Origin of the sequence: Luteimonas sp. MC1895, from assembly GCF_016457215.1 — a bacterium.
Taxonomy (GTDB): domain Bacteria; phylum Pseudomonadota; class Gammaproteobacteria; order Xanthomonadales; family Xanthomonadaceae; genus Luteimonas.
Map to the genome: position 1 here is coordinate 22,313 of NZ_JAEMDY010000005.1, position 18,195 is coordinate 40,507.

The window sequence follows — 18,195 nt, forward strand, 5'->3', positions numbered from 1 at the left end:
CGGGTCGCTCCATCGCCCCGGCGGGGCGTGACGGCGCAGGGTAACCCCGCCGGGCGTCGTGCTTGCGTTACGCTCGCCCTCCGGAACCAGGCAACAGGCGACATGCAGCACATCGATTTCGAACTCGAGGGCGAGTACGTCGAGCTCAACCAGCTCCTCAAGCTCTGCGGCCTCTGCGACAGCGGCGGCGCCGGCAAGGCGCTGGTCGCGTCCGGCGCGGTGCGCGTGGACGGGGCCGTGGAGTCGCGCAAGACCGCGAAGATCCGCGCGGGACAGGTGGTCGGGCTGGGCGACGTCGAGGTGCGCGTCCAGGCGGGGCCGGCGCAGTGACCGCGCTGCTGGTCGCGGCCGTGCTGGTGGCCGCGCTGGCCGCCTGGGCGGTCGCCGCCTACAACCGCCTGGTGCGGCTGCGCAACCAGGCCGCGACGGCCTGGTCCGACATCGACGTGCAGCTGCAGCGCCGGCACGACCTGGTGCCGCAGCTGGTGGCCGCGGTGCAGGGCTACGCAAGCCACGAGGGCGCGGTGCTGGAGGCGGTCACCGCGCTGCGCGCGCGTGCGCTCGGGCTGCGTTACCCGGCCGAACTCGGCCAGGTCGAGGCCGAGCTGGAGCAGGCGCTGGGCCGCCTGCTGCTGCTGCGCGAGGCCTATCCCGAGCTCAAGGCCAGCGACAACTTCGCCGCCCTGCAGCGCGACCTGGTCGAAGTGGAAGAGCAGTTGCAGTACGCGCGGCGCTTCTACAACGGCGCGGTGCGCGACCTCAACGACGGCGTGCAGCGGGTCCCCGACGTGCTGGTCGCGCGCACCTTCGGCTTCGGCGAGGCGGCGTTCTTCCAGGCCAGCGCCGACAGCCGCGAAGCGCCCGCAGTGGACCTCTCGCGATGAGCCCGCCGCGCGCGCCGGCACGCGGCTGGCGGCCGGCCTGGCTGCTGGCCGTGGCGCTGGCGCTGTCGGCGGCCCAGGCCGCGGCCGCCGAGCGCATCCTCGCCTACGACAGCGTGGTCGAGGTGCGCGCCGACGGCGCGCTCGACGTGACCGAACGCATCCGCGTGCGCGCCGAGGGCGACGCCATCCGCCGCGGCATCTACCGCGACTTCCCCACCCGCTACACGGATCGCCACGGCAACAACGTGGTGGTCGGCTTCGACGTCGTCGGCGTGGAGCGCGACGGACGTGCCGAACCGTGGTTCACCGAGCGCGAGTCCAATGGCGTGCGCGTCAGCACCGGCAACGACACCCTGCTGCCGGTTCCGCTCGACACCACCTACACCCTGCGCTACCGCACCACGCGCCAGCTCGGCTTCTTCGAATCGCACGATGAGCTGTACTGGAACGCGATCGGCCACGGCTGGGACTTCCCCGTCGAAACCGCCAGCGTCGAAGTGCGCCTGCCCTCGGCGGTGCCGGCGGCCTCGATGGAGCTCGATGGCTGGTCCGGTGCGCAGGGCGCGCGCGAACAGGGCTTCGAGGCCGCCGTGTCCGCCGCCGGCGTGGCGCGCTGGACGCTCGGCCGCCCGCTGCAGCCGCGCGAGGGGCTGACCATCGTGCTGTCGTTTCCGAAGGGCATCGTCGTCGCGCCCTCGCGCGCCGACCGGTTCGGCTGGCTGCTGCGCGACAACCTGTCGCTGCTGGCGGCGCTGGCGGGCCTCGCCGCGCTGCTGGCCTTCTGCCTGAAGCGCTGGCACCGGGTCGGCCGCGACCCGCGGCCGGGCGTGGTGATCGCCCGCTACGAACCGCCGCGCGACGAATCCCCGGCCGCCCTGCGCTACATGGTGCGGCGGCACTACGACAACACCTGCCTGTCGGCCGACCTGCTGGCCTGCGCGGTCCAGGGTGCGGTCGACATCGAACAGGACGACCGCCTGCTGGGCGACCGCTGGACCCTCCAGCGCCGCGACCTGCCGGCGCCGGCGATCGCCAACGGCGACGAGCGCCGGCTGCTCGAAACCCTGCTTCCACCGTCGCGGCCGCGGCTCGAGCTCGAGAAGGGCAATGCCAGCCACCTGCAGGCCGCGATCGCCGCGCACGGCAAGGGCCTGGAGAAGCGCTTCCAGCCGGCGATGTTCCGCCACAACGGCGGCAGCATCGCGATCGCCTTCCTGATCCTGGGCGCGACGGTCGCGGCCAGCGTGGTGCTGGCCGCCACCGGCAACGGCGGTGGCATGCCCTGGTTGCTGGTGCCGGTGGCGCTGGCGCTGGCGGTGGCGATCGCCTTCGCCGTGCTGGTGGGCGCGCCCACGCCCGAGGGACGCCGGTTGCTCGACGAGATCGAGGGCTTCAAGCGCTACCTGTCGGTGGCCGAGCAGGACGACCTCGCGCGCCGCGAAGGCCCGGGGGCAGGCGCGGGGGCGGCGCCGCCGCTGGACGCCGCCCGCTTCGAGGCGCTGCTGCCCTACGCGGTGGCGCTGGGCGTGGAAAAGGCCTGGACCGCGAAGTTCACCGCGGCCGTGGGTTCCGCCGCGGCCGCCGCGGCGGTGTCCGGCATCGCCTGGTACCACGGTCGCGGCAGCGCCGACATCGGCCGGTTCACCAGCAGCATCGGCAGCGCGCTGGGCGCGCAGATCGCCTCGTCATCGACGCCACCGGGCAGCAGCTCCGGCGGTGGCGGCGGTGGTTTCTCGGGCGGCGGCGGCGGCGGTGGAGGCGGCGGTGGGCGCTGAGCCGCGGCGCAGGCGCGGCCTGTTCGGCTGGTTCGAATCCCGCCTGGACCCGTTCCCCAAGGCGCCGCCGCGCCAGCCGCCGCGCGGGCTGGTGGCGTTCTGCCTGCACTACACCCGCGGGGCCGGCGGCTGGCTGGCGCTGATGGCGCTGACCGGCGCGCTGATCGCGGTCGCCGAGCTGGGTCTTTACGTCTACCTGGGCGCGCTGGTCGACCGCCTGGGGCAGCACACGCCGGCGAGCTTCCTGGAAGCCGAGGGCCCGCGCCTGGCGTGGATGGCGCTGCTGGTCGCGGTGGGCCTGCCGCTGGTGGTCTGGCTGGACAACCTGGTCCAGCTGCAGGTGCTGCTGGGCAACTTCCCGATGCGCATCCGCTGGAACGTGCACCGCTACCTGCTGCGCCAGTCGATGGGCTACTTCCAGGACGAGTTCGCCGGGCGCATCGCCACCAAGCTGATGCAGACCTCGCTGGCGGTGCGCGAGACGGTGGTGAAGCTGCTCGACGTGGGCGTGTACGTCAGCGTCTACGTGGTCGGCGCGATGGTCGCGATGGCGGCCACCGACTGGCGGCTGATGCTGCCCTTCCTCGGCTGGCTCACCGGCTACGCCCTGCTGATGCTGTACTTCGTGCCGCGCATGGAGCGCGTCTCGCGCGAACAGGCCGACGCGCGCTCGGACATGACCGGGCGCATCGTCGACAGCTACACCAACATCGCCACGGTCAAGCTGTTCTCGCACTCGCGGCGCGAGCAGGCCTATGCGCGCGAGGCGATGGACGGCTTCCTCGGCACCGTCTACCGGCAGATGCGTCTCGGGTCCGGGGTCAGCGCCGGCAACTACGCGCTCAACATGGCGCTGGTGTTCGCGGTGACCGGCACTGGCCTGTGGCTGTGGCTCGACGACGCGGTCAGCGCCGGCGCGGTGGCCGTGGGCATCGCGCTCGCGCTGCGCCTGGTGGGCATGAGCCAGTGGATCATGTGGGAGCTGTCGGCGCTGTTCGAGAACATCGGCACCGTGCAGGACGGCATCAACTCGATCTCGCTGCCGCCGACGGTCGACGATGCCCCCGGCGCGCCCGAGCTGTGCGACGTCGGCGGCGACATCCGCTTCGAAGGCGTCGGCTTCCACTACGGCAAGGGCTCGGGCGTGATCGAACGCCTGGACCTGCACGTGCGCCCGGGCGAGCGGATCGGCGTGATCGGACGTTCGGGCGCGGGCAAGTCGACCCTGGTCAACCTGCTGCTGCGCTTCCACGACGTCGAGCGTGGCCGGATCCTGGTCGACGGCGCCGACATCGCCCGCGTGCAGCAGGACAGCCTCCGCGCCAACGTCGGCGTGGTGACCCAGGACACGTCGCTGCTGCACCGCTCGGTGCGCGACAACATCCTCTACGGCCGCCCGGACGCGACCGAGGCCGAGATGATCGAAGCCGCGCGCCAGGCCGAGGCGCATGACTTCATCCTCGAGCTCTCCGATTCCGCAGGCCGCCGCGGCTACGACGCCCACGTCGGCGAGCGCGGGGTGAAACTGTCGGGCGGCCAGCGCCAGCGCGTGGCGATCGCCCGCGTGCTGCTGAAGGACGCACCGATCCTGGTGCTGGACGAGGCGACGTCGGCGCTGGACTCCGAGGTCGAGGCCGCGATCCAGGGCAACCTGTACCGGCTGATGGAAGGCAAGACGGTGATCGCGATCGCGCACCGGCTGTCGACCATCGCGGCCATGGACCGCCTGGTGGTGATGGACCGCGGCGCGATCGTCGAACAGGGGACGCACGAGGAGCTGGTGGCGGGCGGCGGCATCTACGCGCAGCTCTGGCAGCGCCAGTCCGGCGGCTTCCTGGCGGAGGCGGACGAGTAGGCACAGATCGATTCCGGCGCCGCTCCGCTGCCTCTTGTAGGAGCAGCTACAGCTGCGATTGCCAGCCGCCAGGCACCCGGATCGCAGCTGTAGCTGCTCCTACAGAAAGCAGACTGTCGCAGGTCTGGCCTAGGGGGAGCCGCTGGTGCCGGATGCGCTGGTGGCGTCGGCCAGGGATCCGGTCTCCCCGCTGCCCCGCTCGTCCACCGACACTTCGGGCGCGGGTTCACGGCGCTGGAAGAAGGCGCTGCGGACCACGTCGAATTCGCTCATCGGACTGTCGTCCGGGCAGGTCGCGTCGGGGAAGCCGAACTCCTCGCGCAGGGTCAGGCCGCACTCGTTGAGTTCCTCGAGCTCGCGCTCGGGCATCTTGCACTGGCGGTCGAAGTTGCGCTGGAAGGCGTCGCGGCGGCGCACGAAGTCCTCGCCGCACTTGCGCATCAGCTGCAGCCGGTCGAGGTCGTCCTGCGCCGGATTGGTGCCGTCCAGGCCGTATTCCAGCAGCTCCTCGGCGGTGAGCAGGCGCAGGTTGCGGTTGGGCACGGCCATCATCATGTCGGCAACGGCCACGGCCACGCCGTTGCGCGCCAGGTATTCCTTGACCCGGCCGTAGACCGCCTGCAGCTCCTCGTTGAGCTGTCCGCGCGAGGTCGCGGTGGAACTCATGCGGATGATGCGGTGGATGCCGACCGGGCCGGAGATCATGCGCACGTCGCCGGCGCCCAGGATCAGCACGCAGGCGCTGTGGCAGCTGGCGCCCTCGCGCACCCAGATGGTCCAGCCCGAGGCGCCGATGGCGTCGCCGGCCTTGACCGCGTCCTCCACCTGTCCGCCGGTGGAATCGATGTCGAGCACGCGCTTGCCGATGGCCATGCGGTCGGCGACCGCGGCCACGCGTTCGACCAGGGCATGGAAGCCGGCGTTGATCTTGCCCTGGTAACGCAGGCGCAGCAGGCCGACCTCCTGGCAGGGCGCGAGCGCGTCGTTGACGCTCGCGAACGACAGGTCGGCGAGCGGTTCGCCGTCGCCGGCGGTGGCGTAGTCGAGTTCGCAGCTGACCGCGGCGCTGCCGTCGGCCAGTGTGGCCTCGGGCCAGTCGGTCCCGGTCCGCACGTCATAGGGCTTCGGGGCGGTCTCGACCGGCGCGGAGATGAACTCGCCGGCGCCGTTGGCCTCGCTGATCGTCTCCACCTCGGGCTGCGGTGGCGGCTGCGGCTGCGCGCTGCAGCCGGCCACCAGGGCACAGAGGGCAAGGACGCGGAGGATGGACGACATGGGCGGGCGCGGTGGGGACATGTCGGCCCAGTCTATGGCCTGCCCGGGGCGCGGGTCTCAACGCGGGATGAACCCCGCGGACAGCCGGGGTCTGCGCGACCCGTTCAGCGGAAGTCGCGCGATTCGGCGGGCAGCCCGCCGAGCAGGCCGGACAGGTCCTCGAGCCCGCCGGCGATCAGGTGCTCCACGCCGTCCACGCGTTCCCAGCGCCCGCGCACGCCGAGCAGCGTGGCGCCCAGCAGCGCCTTGCGCCAGCGCTCGGCCACGCGCGGCCAGACCACCACGTTCACCATGCCGGCCTCGTCCTCCAGGGTGACGAAGATGGTGCCGCTGGCGGTCTGCGGCTTCTGCCGCTGGGTGACGATGCCGGCGGTGGCGACGTGGCTGCCGTGACGCCGGCCATGCAGGTCGGCCGAACCCAGCAGCCGGCGCGCACGCAGCTGGTCGCGCAGCAGGGCCAGCGGATGCGCGCGCAGGCTCAGGCCCACGCTGCGGTAGTCGGACAGCACGTCCTCGCCGGTGGTGGGCGCCGGCAGCGCCACGTCGATTTCCTCCGGGCTGCCGGGCAGCAGCGGACGCTGGCGCTCGATGCCGGCGACCTGCCAGCGCGCGTCGTGGCGGTGGCCGGCGAGCGACTGCAGCGCACCGGCTTCGGCCAGCGCGCTGCGCGCCTTCGCGTCGAGGCCGGCGCGGCGGCAGAGGTCGGCGACGTCGCGGAACGGGCGTTCGGCGCGGGCGGCGAGGATGGTGTCGCCCATGGCCCCGGAAAGGCCGGCAATCTGCCGCAAACCGAGGCGGATCGCAGGTTGATGTCGCGACGGCGATCGTGACGGCGACGGCGGGGCTTCGACGAGGGTGCTGTCCCAGTCGCTGTGGACGACGTCGACCGGGAGCACCTCGACGCCCGGGCGCGCGTCCTTGCCGCGGCGCGCGTCCTGCACGATCTGGCTCGGCGAATAGAAGCCCATCGGCTGCGAGTTCAGCAGCGCGCAGGCAAAGGCCGCGGGCGCATGGCGCTTGAGCCAGCAGCTGGCGTACACCAGCTTGGCGAACGAGGCCGCGTGGCTCTGCGGGAAGCCGTAGGACCCGAAGCCCTTGATCTGTTCGAAGATCTGGTCGATGAACGCCGACGCGTAGTGCTTGCCTTCCATCAGCGCGCGGATGCGCAGGCGGTGCGGTTCCATGTCGCCGCCATGGCGCCAGGCGGCCATCGAGCGACGCAGGTGGTCGGCCTCCTCCGGGGTGTAGCCGGCATGGATCACCAGCTCCATCACCTGCTCCTGGAACAGCGGCACGCCCAGCGTCGGGCCGAGGATCTCCTCGATGCCCGCCGATGGATACGTCACCCGCTCCTGGCCCATGCGCCGGCGCAGGTAGGGATGCACCATGTCGCCCTGGATCGGACCCGGGCGCACGATCGCCACTTCCACCACCAGGTCGTAGAAGGTTTTCGGCTTCAGCCGCGGCAGCATCGCCATCTGCGCGCGCGACTCGATCTGGAACACGCCCACGGTGTCGGCGCGCTGGATCATCGCGTAGGTCGGCGCGTCCTCCTTCGGGATCGTGGCCAGCTCCAGGTCGCGCCCGTGGTGCACGCGCACCAGGTCCAGCGCCTTGCGGATGCAGGTCAGCATGCCCAGCGCCAGGCAGTCGACCTTGAGCAGGCCCAGGGCCTCCAGATCGTCCTTCTCCCACTGGATGATGGTGCGCTCGGCCATGGCGGCGTTCTCCACCGGCACCAGGTTCCACAGCGGCGCATCCGAGATCACGAAGCCGCCGACGTGCTGCGAGAGATGCCGCGGCTTGCCGCGCAGCATCGCGGTGACGGCGAGGATGCGCGCCACCAGCGGGTTGTCGATGTCGAAGCCGGCGTCGGCCAGGCGCTGCTCCATCGGCGTCTCGCCGTTGCCCCAGCCGAAGCAGCCGGCCAGCAGCGCCACCTGGTCGGGCGGCAGCCCGAAGGCCTTGGCGACGTCGCGCACCGCGCTCTTGCCGCGATAGCGGATCACGGTCGCGGCCAGCGCCGCGCGCTCGCGGCCGTACTTGCGGTAGACGTACTGCATCACCTCCTCGCGCCGCTCGTGCTCGAAGTCGACGTCGATGTCGGGCGGCTCGTTGCGCGCCTTCGACAGGAAGCGCGCCATCAGCAGCCGGCTCTCGGCGGGATCGACCGAGGTGATGCCGAGCGCGAAGCATACCGCCGAGTTCGCCGCCGAGCCGCGGCCCTGGCAGAGGATCCGCTGGCTGCGCGCGAAGCGGACGATGTCCTCGACGGTGAGGAAGAAGGCTTCGTACCTGAGCTCGGCGATCAGCCCGAGCTCGCCCTCGATCTGCGCGGCGACCTTCGGCGTGGGGCCATTGGGCCAGCGCCGGCGCATCCCGGCCTCGGTCAGCTTGCGCAGGTGGCTTGCCGGCGTCTCGCCCGCCGGCACCAGCTCGGCCGGATAGGTGTAGCTGACCTCGGACATCGAGAACCGGCAACGGCGCGCGAGCGCGGCGGCATTGTCCAGCAGCGGGCGCGGATGGATGTTGCCCAGCGTGTAGCGATGCCGCAGGTGGCGCTCGCCGTTGCGGAACAGGTGCGCGCCCGCATCGGCCAGCGGCAGGCCCTCGCGGATCGCGACCAGGGTGTCCTGCAGCACGCGCTGCCTACGCGTGGCCATGTGCACGTCGCCGGCGGCGAGCGGCGTGAGGCCGAGGTCGGCGGCCAGCGCGAGCAGCTGCGCCAGCCGCGCGGCATCGTCGTCCTCGCGGTGCAGCTCGATGGCGAGGTGCGCGCGATCGCCGAACACGCGCTTCAGCCAGGCCCCCTCCCCCGCATCCGCCCCGCGGCCAGGCAGCCACAGCGCAAACAACCCGCCCCCCGCTCCTGTAGGAGCGGCTACAGCCGCGATCGCCTGATGCGCCGGAACAGCCGTGCTCCCATCGCGGCTATAGCCGCTCCTACAGGAGGGAGGAGGCAGCGCCTCGATATCGGCGCGCGACAGGCGGTAATCGCCTTTGGGCGCCGCGCGGCGCGCGGTGGTGATCAGCCGGCACAGCTGCGCGTAGCCCGCCGCGTCCTCGACCAGCAGCACCAGCCGCAGGCCGTCGTCGAGGCGGAACTCCGCGCCCACCACCAGCTTCACCCCGGTGACCTTCGCCGCCTCGTGCGCGCGCACGATCCCGGCCAGCGAGCATTCGTCGGTGATCGCCAGCGCTTCGTAGCCGCACTGCGCGGCGCGGGTGAACAGCTCCTCCGCGCTGGCCGCGCCGCGCAGGAAGCTGAAGTCGGACAGGCAGTGCAGTTCGGCGTAGGCCGGCAACTCCGCCGCCGCCCCGGCTCCTGTAGGAGCGGCTACAGCCGCGATTGCCATGGCCGGGATCGGGGCGTCGCGGCAATCGCGGCTGTAGCCGCTCCTACAGGAGGCGGCGCCGCCGGGATCGTTGGCGGCCTCGAAGCGCAGCTGCATCTGCAGCTGGCGCTGCATCCGCACGATGCGCGGCGGACGCGCACCCGGCGTGTCGGGCGCCACGCCCGGGGGCAGGTCGTCGTGGTCGTCGTCGCGGCTCATGGCGGGCCGCCGCCTGCCTCGGGGCCGCTCATGCGAACCACCCGTGCAGCATCCAGCCGCCGAGCTCGCCCGGCGGCGCGAACGCCCAGGCCCGCTGGCCGCGCGAGGTCTCCAGCACGTAGTAGTCGCGGCGCGCGTCCTCGCCGTCCCACCAGCCGCTCTCCAGCCGCTCCGGGCCGGACACGATGCGCAGCTGGGCATCGCGCAGCGGCACCGGGCGCGGCAGCAGCCAGGCCGGCCGCGGCGGGCGCGCTGGCGCGGGCGTGGCGCAGGCCGCGTCGCCGCCCTCGCCCGCGTCGGCGCGCCGCCAGGCGCGTTCGGGACGTGGATCACCGGAAGGTGCCACGCGATGCACGGCCTCGTCGCCGAGGCGCGCACGCAGGCGCTCGCGCAGCTGCGGCCAGGGCACCGCCTGGGCCGGACGGGTATCGAACAGGTCGCGCTCGGCCGGGACGAACGGCGGCAGCTCGCGCGCCAGCAGGCGCAGGCCGATCACCGGCGCCGGCAGCGCCACCTGCTCCAGGCGGTTGCGGGTGAGCTCGAACAGCAGCCCCGCGTCGCGCTCGGCCGCTAGCAGGCCCACCGGAACCTCGGTCTGGCGCACCGCGTCCTGCTGCACCTGGTCGGCCTCGTGCGAGGGCAGTGCGTGCCGCGCCTCGTGCTCCAGGCGCAGGCTGAAGCGCTGCACGCCGCCGTCGCGGGCGGACAGATAGGTGGCGAGGTCGGCGATGAGCCGGCGCAGCGGAAACAGCAGCGCCTGGTGGCTCTCGACCTCGAAGCCGAGTTCGATGCGGCCGTCGAAATGGTCCGGCGGCGCGTACAGCGCGAGCGGATCATCGGCATCGCCGTGCAGGCGGTCGAGATGCTCCAGCAGCTCGACGCCGAAGCGCCGGCGCAGGCTGTCGCGCGGCAGGATGCGCAGGGCGCCGAGCGTGCGCACGCCCATGCGCTGCAGGCGCTCGCCGGCATTGCCCGGTAGCGCGGCGCGGCGCACCGGGACCCGCGCCAGCGCCTCGTGCATCGCGCCGCCGGCGGTGACCGCGAAGCCGTCGCGCAGGCCCGCGAACACCCGCGCCGCGCGCGGCGTCGGCGCCAGCGCGATGCGATGGCTGAAGCCGAGGCCGTCGAGCTCCTCGCGCAGCCGCGCCTCGAAGCGCGGCCAGGGCCCGAACAGGCGGAAGCTGGCGCGCACCTCGAGCACGATCGCGCCCGGCCACTGCGCGCTGACCTGCGAGCTGTGGCGATAGGCCCAGGCGGCGAGGAAGCGCTGCCAGCGCGCATCCGCCGCGGGATCGTGGTCGACCATCGCCACGTCCGCCAGCAGCGCGTGCGCGGCCGACAGGCGCATGCCGGGCTTCAGCCCGGCCTCGGCGGCGGCGGCGTTGACCGCGTGCAGGTGGCGCAGCTGGGCGGGTCCGGAAACCAGCACCAGCGGCCGCGACGGATCCGGTGTCCGACGGAGGACGGCGTCCAGCGCCAGCCGCGGCAGCGCGATGCAGGCCCAGAGCACGGCGGCCTCAGGACAACAGGACGGCGGGGCCAAACGCCCCTGCAGGAGCCGCCGTTGTAGGAGCCGCCTTTGTAGGAGCGGCTACAGCCGCGATCCGGGACCGCGGGGACATGGCGATGGCAGCGGCTCTTTCGGGGGCCGGTGCCATCGCGGCTGTAGCCGCTCCTACAGGATCTGCGCCTCCCGCAGGGTGAGGAAGCACGAAGGATTGCGACGGCGGGTTGGCACCGCGGCATTTGCGGATGTACCAGCCGCCCTCGCGCGCCATCGCCGCTGCCCCCGCCGCCCCCGCCACCCCCGCCGCCGAATACTCCATCCGCAGCGCCGCCGGCGACGGGTTCGCCGCGTGCTTCGCATCGCGGAACGCGAAGCCCAGGCAATCGCCGCTGTCGGCCGCCACCTGCAGCCGCCGCAGCGACTGCGCATCCGCCTGCAGCGGCCAGCCCAGCACCGCCGCGCAGGCCGCGCTGCGCAGGCACTGTTCGAAGGCCCACAGCGCGCCGCGCGCATCGGCCTGGATGATCTCGAGTTGCCGCAGGTCCACGCCCGCCGCCTGCCATGCCGGTGCATACGGCAGGTAGGGCGGCGCCACCAGCGCCACGATGCCGCCGGCCCGGGTCAGCCGCGCCAGCGTCGGCAGCAGCAGCGACAGCTCGCCCACGCCGTCGGCCGGCAGCAGCAATTCGGTCAGCGCCGCGCGCGGCCAGCCGCCCTGCGGCAGCAGCGCATCGAGCCCGGCATGCCCGGTCGGCTCGCCGTCGGCCGCCACCGCCGGCGCGCGTCCGGCACGCCACACCGTGCGCGCGGACAGCATCGCGTCGAGGTCGGGCAGGATGGCCGGCATCGCGTTCATTCCGCGCGCACCAGCCCGCAGTAGATGCCTTCGATGGCGAAGTCGCTGCCGGCCGGCACCTCGATCGGCGCGTAGTCGGGATTGCGCGGCAGGAGCCGCAGCCGCGCGCGCGTGCGCTCCAGGCGCTTGATGGTGATCTCGCCGTCGATGCGTGCCACCACCACCTGCCCGTTGCGCGCATCGCTGGCGCGTTGCACCGCCACCAGATCGCCGTCGAAGATGCCGTCGTCGCGCATTGAATCGCCCTTCACCCGCAGCAGGTAGTCGGGCTTGCTGGAGAACAGCGCGCGGTCGAGCAGCACCCGGCGCTCCACGCCGGCATCGGCCCCGATCGGCGAGCCCGCGGCCACCCGGCCCAGCACGGGCAGCTCCAGGCGGTCGTCGCGGACCTTCAGCCGCGTGCCGGGGACGTGGGCCGCACGCCCCGTCCGCCCCGCCGCACCGCCGCGCCGGCCCGCCGGCGCCATCCCGCCCACCACGCGGATGCCACGCGCCTCGTTCGGCCGCACCTCGAGGTAGCCCGCGTCCTGCAGCCGGCGCACGTGCTTGTGCGCCGCGCAGGCCTGGCGGAAGCCGAAGGCATCGGCGATCTGCTGCAGCGTGGGCGGCGCGCCCTCGGCCGTGGAATGGGCCTGGATGAAGCCGAGCACGTCGCGCTGTCGGGGGGTGAGGTCGTCGGTCATGGGTAAAAATCTATTTACCTTGTCGGGAAAGGGCAAGCCCGGCTGTCGGATGGATTCCGGCACCGGGCGGTCTCAGGCAGTGAGAGTGGTTTCAGATCAACGGCTTAGCCCGACTGCAAAAGCAGTTCCGTACAGACTTCCCCCCAAGGCGCAGCTGTCGCCGCGAATGCGGTCGCGATGCAGCCATTCAGAAGCGCCCGTAGGCCCGCGCCGACTCCAGGTCGAGCTTTCGCGCCAGCGCGCGGAACCGCGGCTGCGCGCGCAGGTTGTTCCAGCGCGCGTCGATCTTGAGGAAGACCAGGCGCACGTCGCGTTCGGCATACGCGCGCTCGAGCAGGTCGAGCGCCCGTCCGGTATCGCCAAGCGCGTTATGCACGGCCGCCAGGCTGGTCGCGGAGACGAAGGGGGCGGCATCGCGTGACTGCAGCGTGCGCAGGGCCGTCTCGGCACTGGCGCGATCACCAGCGGCGGCATGGGCCACGCCCAGCATCGCCACGGCCTGGCTGTTGCCTTTCGAATGTTCGACGGCGCGACCCAGGTCGGTGATCGCCGCACGGGTGTCGCCACGATCCAGGGCCATGCCGCCGCGCACCATGAGGGCGATCCAGAACTCCGGCTGCAGTTCGAGTGCGCGCTCCAGTTGCGACCGTGCCTGATCGTGCTGACCGGCGGCACCGAGAAAGCCGGCCTCGATGGTGTTGATCAACGGCGACAGCGGGTCCAGCTCACGTGCCTGGCGTGCGTGCGGCAGGGCCTGCCCGAAACGGCCCAGGTTGACCAGCAGGTGCGCGTAGCCGAAATGCGCCCGTGCCAGGCTCGGATTGAGCTCGATCGCGCGCTTCAACGACGTTTCGGCGCCGGCCCAGTCCCACTCATAGAAGAACTGGATCAACCCGTTCGCCGCATGCGCATCGGCCGACTCCGGATCGATCCGCAACGCCTGTTGCGCCGCCGCGCTGGCGAGAGGCGACATCTCGCGCGGGTCGCGGTCGCCGGCGATCACCTGGCCGTGGTAGGCCAACGCCATGCCGGCATGGGCGCGGGTACAGGCGGGATCGAGATCGATGGCACGACGGAATGCCGCCAGCGCGTTCGACAACCCGGCAGGGTCCGGCCGACTGATCAGATGGAGGCCGGTCAGATAGGCCCGGTACGCTTCGGGATCGGCGCCATCGCAAGGACTGCGGACGCGTGCGGGCCGCACGTCGGCCTTCAATGCCAGCGCCGACACCACCGCCGCTGCGATGCGGTCCTGCAAGGTGAAGATTTCATGCGGACGCGCATCGAAGGTGCCGGCCCACAATGCGCGTCCATTGCTCACATCCAGCAGCCGCGCATTGACCCGCACCTGTTCGCCAAGGCGCTGGGCGGAGCCGTCCACCACATAGCCGGCACCCAGGCGGCGGCCGGCTTCGAGTGCATCCTGCGGCGCGCCGGAAAACCGCTGGCTCGACGCCAGCGAGCGCACCCGCAGCGCGTTGGTGCGGCTCAACTGGGTGATGAGGGTGTCGGCCAGGCCCAGTTCCAGCATCTCGTCGCGCGGAGATCCGGCCAGGGTGCGGAAGCGCAGGACCGCCAGCGCGGGTGTCGTATCGGCGGCGGCCGCGTCTGCCGCACTCGCACCCGCCTCTGCGGCGGATCGATCTGCCTGCGTCGAATCGGCACGGTCGCGTGTTGCAGCGACGATGGCCAGCACGCCGACCAGCACGCCTGCGCCGATCAACATCGCCACGCGACTGGATACCGAAGACGCCGACGGGGCGTGCGACGCGGGACTTTGAGGCTGGGGCCGATCCGCGACCGGCGGCATGTATTCATCCTGCAGTTCGGCCACGAAGCGATATCCACGCCGCGCCTCGGTGAGGATATAGCGGTGGTCGCCGGCGCCGGCTCCGAGCGCCTTGCGCAGGGTCGAGATCGCCTGGGTGAGGTTGTTCTCGTTGACCACGCGGCCGGCCCAGACCTGCTCGAGCAATTCGTCCTTGCCGACCATGCTCGGGGCGCGCTCGACCAGATACAGCAGGACATCGAACGCCCTGCCGGTCAACGCAATCGCCGCGCCATCGGCCCCGATCAGCGCACGGCTGCCCGGGTCGATGCGGAACTCGCCAAAGCGATAGCCGCTCGGTCGCGGTCCGGTCATGGCCAAGCCCTGGTCGCCGCAGGGTATTTCATACTATTTCAGCGTTTTTCGGAGGAATTTCAGGACAGGCGGGAGGAGGGTAGCGCCGCGGCCGTGCGACGCGACCGCGTCATCCCTCCCCAGAAGGAAACTGTCATGAAAACCGCAAGCGCCCTCGCCATCGCGCTCTTCGCACTGAGCGGCGCGGTCATCGCCGATGCATCCGCCCAATCGCCGTCGGCAAGCAACGCCCTGCTGCTGCTTCCGCCCGCCAATCGCATTGTCGGCACCTGGGAGTTCCAGGTGCATATATTCGACTGCGATACCGGCCAGACACGCGTCCGCTTCCGCGCCGCCAGCGTGTTCAATGCGGGCGGCACCATGGTCGATACCAACAACGCTCCGCCGACCACGCGCGGCCCGGCGTTCGGCGTGTGGAACTATGATCGAAGAAACCGCAACTGGACCGCGCAGATGCGCCTGTATCGCTACAACCCGGACGGCAGCTTCGCCGGGGTGAACGAGGTCCGGCGGACGCTGACCCTCGCTCCCGGCGATGACCAGATGACCGAAGCGTTCACGGGGCAAATCCTGGGACCGAACGAAGAAGTGCTGGCGGAAACCTGCGGCGAAGGAGAAGGCACGCGCTCGCTGTAGCCGTACCGACCTCGAATAGGGCGATTTCGCCGCAGCTCCTGCGGGCGGTCCTCACGAACCGCCCGCAGGGGCTCAGCAGCCCGCGTACTTCCAGTTCCGCGCCTTCCCCTCCGCGATCCATTCCACCGCCTGCGCCACGCGCCTGGCGCGCGTGTCCGCGCCCTTGGCACCGGTGATCCAGTCCGCGTATTCGCGCTGCTTGCCGGGGGTGAACGCATCCCAGTGGCCACGCGCCGCCTTGTTGCCCCGCATCGCTTCGGCCAGGTCCGCGGGAAGCTCCGGCGGCGGCTTGGCCTTGCGACCGATCGACGACGTCGTGCCGGCATCGATCAGTGCCATCGCGGCGCGCACGTGGGCGGTGGTCTCGCGCTTGCCGGGCAGGTCCTTCAGGGCGGCCAGGCGCCCGTACTGGCCCATGCCCTCGTGCGCCGCCGCGTCCTCGCCCACCACCTGCCTGCCGTGCCACAGGTTGAAGGCCGCGTGCTGCTTGAAGCCGGCCATCACGCCCAGCAGCTTGTCGTTGTAGGTGAACGCGGGCGCCCCCCACTTGATGGCCTCCACCGCCGAGGGACAGGCGGCATGCACGCGACGGCGCAGCTCCTCCAGGATCGGCCGGGCGAACGCCGCCTGCCGGGCGATGTAGGCGTCGATGCGTGCGTCCTGACTGGCCATGGGCGTGCTCTTCATGGGCGTGCTCTTCATGAGCGTGCTCCTGCGATCAGGTCCCGCATTGTGCGCCAGGCCGCCAGCCGTGACAGGCTTGGGCGGGCCAGACCGGAGGACAGCGATGACCCCGCCCCGCACTCCCTTTGCCGCCGCGCTCGTCTTCTGGCTGGCCCTGGGCGGCTGCGCGCTTGTGCCGTCCGGCATCGCCGCGGCGAGCGACCGCTACACGCCGGAATACGGCCAGCTCGGCAAGGACGTGGTGTGGATCCCCACCCCGCAGCCCGTGGTGGAACGCATGCTCGATCTGGCCGGCGTGGGCCCGGACGACCGCCTGGTCGATCTCGGCTCCGGCGACGGCGTGACCGTGATCGCCGCCGCCCGGCGCGGCGCGACCGCGCGCGGCATCGAGTTCAATCCCGACCTGGTGGCCCTGTCGCGCCGGCGCGCGAAGGCGGCCGGCGTGGCCGCGCGCGCGAGCTTCGAACGCGGGGACATCTTCGAATCCGACTTCTCCGACGCCACGGTGATCACCCTGTTCCTGCTGCCGGAGCTCAACCTGAGGCTGCGCCCGGTGCTGCTGGACATGCCGCCGGGCACGCGCATCGTCTCCAACTCCTTCGACATGGGCGACTGGACGCCCGACGCCACCGCCGAGGTCGGCGAAGGCTGCGAGCACTACTGCGAGGCCTTGCTGTGGATCGTGCCGGCGAACGTGGCGGGGCTGTGGACGATCGACGGCCGCCGCTCGATGGAGCTTGCGCAGAGCCATCAGAAGATCGGCGGCATCGTGCGCGAGGGCGAAGCCCATTGGATCCTCCGCGACGCCGGCATGGACGGTGCGCGCATCCGCTTCTCGCTGGGCGAAGACCGCTACGAAGGCGAGGTCCGCGACGGCGTGATGAAGGGCACCGTCAACGGCGTCCGGCCGTGGAGGGCCACCCGGCACGCCGCCCCCTGAGCGACGCGATCAGCGTGGGGGGCGATCCAGGCCTCGACTCGCGGCTCATGGCTGGTCATCGTGACTCCAGTCGTTGCGCTGACCTGGGCCCGCAGCGCTAGCCGCTCGGAATCCTAGCCCGCGGGCTGCGGGCGGATCCAAGCTCACCTCACCGCTGGCTCACACGGCGTCCGTCTCGTCACTGATTCCGAACTCGACCTTCAGACGGGCAACCGTGTGCGGCCACGAGGCGGCGGTCGGCTTCGCGACCGAGTTCTGATTGCCAAACAGGCCCGCTTCTCGCACAGCTTCGCTCGCTCCACGCACTGAAAGCCAGCGCACAGGCACGAACAGCTCGGCCTTCTCGGGGTGGAAATCCTGTTCCCTGAGCGCTTCGCCCACGGCGCTCACATCCAGGTAGCGTTTGCGGCCGGCATTGGTGTCGACCATGAACTCGCTCCCGCCGATCGGCGCGCCGAGCACCTCAGCTACGCCCACATAGCCGAAGCCGGGCCGATTGACCCATACGCGCGCGCCGGGCTCGAGCAGGTGCAACGTGCGGGTGAACCACTCACCGCCACCGGCACTGATGAAGCCGAACGTCCGGGCATCGTCCCAGGATCGATGGGGGCTCACGCCGAAGTTGGCGTAAAACTCCCCATTCCAGGGAACGCGCGCCACGCGCTCGGACTGCTCCACCAGCTGCTTGTTGCGGACCTTGACCTGATAATCCTCGGCCTCCTTCAGCGGGATGATCTGCTGGAAGTCCACGAGGAGCCGATCGTCGAGACGATAGACTCGCATTCGGAAGCAAGTGATGTCTACGCCCTTCTCGCCAAGCCACAGGATCGAACTCGTGAGCTCGCGGGAAAAGTCTTCCGAGAAGAGGACAATCCGCACGTCTTGGGCAAAGTCATCCTCCCTCGGCTCAACCCAACCCAGAAAATCAAGCAGTTCAGCCCGCGCATCCGCCCCGCCAGGGAGATGTCGTGCGTAGGTCTCGACGGCCTGCTCGAACGTCATTTTCGAGACCATGGCTGCATAACGCACTGCCTGCAGCTCCATGTGCACGCCTGTATCGCCGCGTTTGAGTTCGATCACCACCAGGTTCGCATCGCGACCGACGCCGAGCAGGTCGATGCGACGGCGAGAGTCGTCCCAGTCGCCAAACTCTTCCGAAATGATCAGCACGTCATCCAGCAGCTCCCGCGACTGCTCGCGCAGAATCCGCTGCAAGTCACGCCGCTCGTGCACTTGGGCCGATGCAAGCGAGACGGACGACAAGCGTCTCAGGCCGGCTTTTTCCAGCTCAAAGATGGGCATCGGGAACCTCGTAAAATCCAGGCTTCTCAGTCGGTAAAGCCGTGGTAAAGATACCGCTGGCAGTTGGACACAGCGCCCGCGCGTTCGCCACCGTGTGCTTA

At 71.3% G+C, this 18,195-nt stretch carries 13 protein-coding genes and 1 pseudogene; 6 read left to right on the top strand and 8 right to left on the bottom strand.

All coding sequences use genetic code 11. The annotated features are described in order from the left end of the window. Window positions 1-102 precede the first annotated feature (102 nt). The 4 genes from JG616_RS11965 to JG616_RS11980 are packed head-to-tail and all read left to right on the top strand — an operon-like array spanning window position 103 to window position 4,514. Window positions 103-330 carry an RNA-binding S4 domain-containing protein gene (locus JG616_RS11965; protein WP_199392722.1) on the top strand — a complete coding sequence of 76 codons (228 nt, stop codon included), beginning with the start codon at window positions 103-105 and terminating at the stop codon, window positions 328-330. Further along, window positions 327-884 carry a LemA family protein gene (locus tag JG616_RS11970; protein ID WP_199392723.1) on the top strand — a complete coding sequence of 186 codons (558 nt, stop codon included), beginning with the start codon at window positions 327-329 and terminating at the stop codon, window positions 882-884. Before JG616_RS11965 ends, JG616_RS11970 begins: the two co-directional genes overlap by 4 nt. Beyond that, window positions 881-2,659 (top strand): DUF2207 domain-containing protein, encoded by a 1,779-nt coding sequence (locus JG616_RS11975; RefSeq protein ID WP_199392724.1) that lies wholly within the window; start codon window positions 881-883, stop codon window positions 2,657-2,659. Before JG616_RS11970 ends, JG616_RS11975 begins: the two co-directional genes overlap by 4 nt. A 19-nt stretch (window positions 2,660-2,678) precedes the next feature. After that, complete coding sequence (locus tag JG616_RS11980; protein WP_199392753.1) at window positions 2,679-4,514, top strand: ABC transporter ATP-binding protein; 1,836 nt, start codon at window positions 2,679-2,681, stop codon at window positions 4,512-4,514. Between the two features lie 129 nt (window positions 4,515-4,643). Here JG616_RS11980 and JG616_RS11985 read toward each other — a convergent pair whose 3' ends face one another. The 6 genes and pseudogenes from JG616_RS11985 to JG616_RS12010 form a co-directional block, all read right to left on the bottom strand. Beyond that, entirely contained in the window at window positions 4,644-5,789 is a 1,146-nt protein-coding gene (locus JG616_RS11985; RefSeq protein ID WP_199392725.1) for a hypothetical protein, read from the bottom strand. 104 nt (window positions 5,790-5,893) lie between these two features. Beyond that, on the bottom strand, window positions 5,894-9,145 hold the full coding sequence (locus tag JG616_RS11990) for an error-prone DNA polymerase (RefSeq protein WP_199392754.1): 3,252 nt from the start codon (window positions 9,143-9,145) through the stop codon (window positions 5,894-5,896). Window positions 9,146-9,371: 226 nt separating this feature from the next. After that, entirely contained in the window at window positions 9,372-10,853 is a 1,482-nt protein-coding gene (locus JG616_RS11995; protein WP_199392726.1) for a DNA polymerase Y family protein, read from the bottom strand. Between the two features lie 208 nt (window positions 10,854-11,061). After that, window positions 11,062-11,697 (bottom strand): annotated as a pseudogene (imuA, locus tag JG616_RS12000) (translesion DNA synthesis-associated protein ImuA); the annotation flags it as partial. A gap of 5 nt (window positions 11,698-11,702) precedes the next feature. Beyond that, window positions 11,703-12,389 (bottom strand): transcriptional repressor LexA, encoded by a 687-nt coding sequence (lexA, locus tag JG616_RS12005; protein ID WP_199392727.1) that lies wholly within the window; start codon window positions 12,387-12,389, stop codon window positions 11,703-11,705. A 187-nt stretch (window positions 12,390-12,576) separates the two neighbouring features. After that, window positions 12,577-14,532 (bottom strand): winged helix-turn-helix domain-containing protein, encoded by a 1,956-nt coding sequence (locus JG616_RS12010; RefSeq protein ID WP_199392728.1) that lies wholly within the window; start codon window positions 14,530-14,532, stop codon window positions 12,577-12,579. 135 nt (window positions 14,533-14,667) lie between these two features. Here JG616_RS12010 and JG616_RS12015 point away from each other — a divergent pair, with 135 nt between their 5' ends. Further along, on the top strand, window positions 14,668-15,168 hold the full coding sequence (locus JG616_RS12015) for a hypothetical protein (RefSeq protein WP_199392729.1): 501 nt from the start codon (window positions 14,668-14,670) through the stop codon (window positions 15,166-15,168). A 72-nt stretch (window positions 15,169-15,240) separates the two neighbouring features. Here JG616_RS12015 and JG616_RS12020 read toward each other — a convergent pair whose 3' ends face one another. Next, a complete protein-coding gene (locus tag JG616_RS12020) occupies window positions 15,241-15,870 on the bottom strand; it encodes a YdeI/OmpD-associated family protein (RefSeq protein ID WP_235973128.1) in 630 nt (209 codons plus the stop codon). A gap of 85 nt (window positions 15,871-15,955) precedes the next feature. On the opposite strand from JG616_RS12020, the gene JG616_RS12025 reads away from it, so the two are divergent. Continuing rightward, on the top strand, window positions 15,956-16,792 hold the full coding sequence (locus tag JG616_RS12025; RefSeq protein WP_199392730.1) for a methyltransferase domain-containing protein: 837 nt from the start codon (window positions 15,956-15,958) through the stop codon (window positions 16,790-16,792). A 159-nt stretch (window positions 16,793-16,951) separates the two neighbouring features. Here the strand turns inward: JG616_RS12025 and JG616_RS12030 are convergent, their stop codons facing one another. Next, a complete protein-coding gene (locus tag JG616_RS12030) occupies window positions 16,952-18,094 on the bottom strand; it encodes a hypothetical protein (RefSeq protein WP_199392731.1) in 1,143 nt (380 codons plus the stop codon). Between the last annotated feature and the right edge of the window lie 101 nt (window positions 18,095-18,195).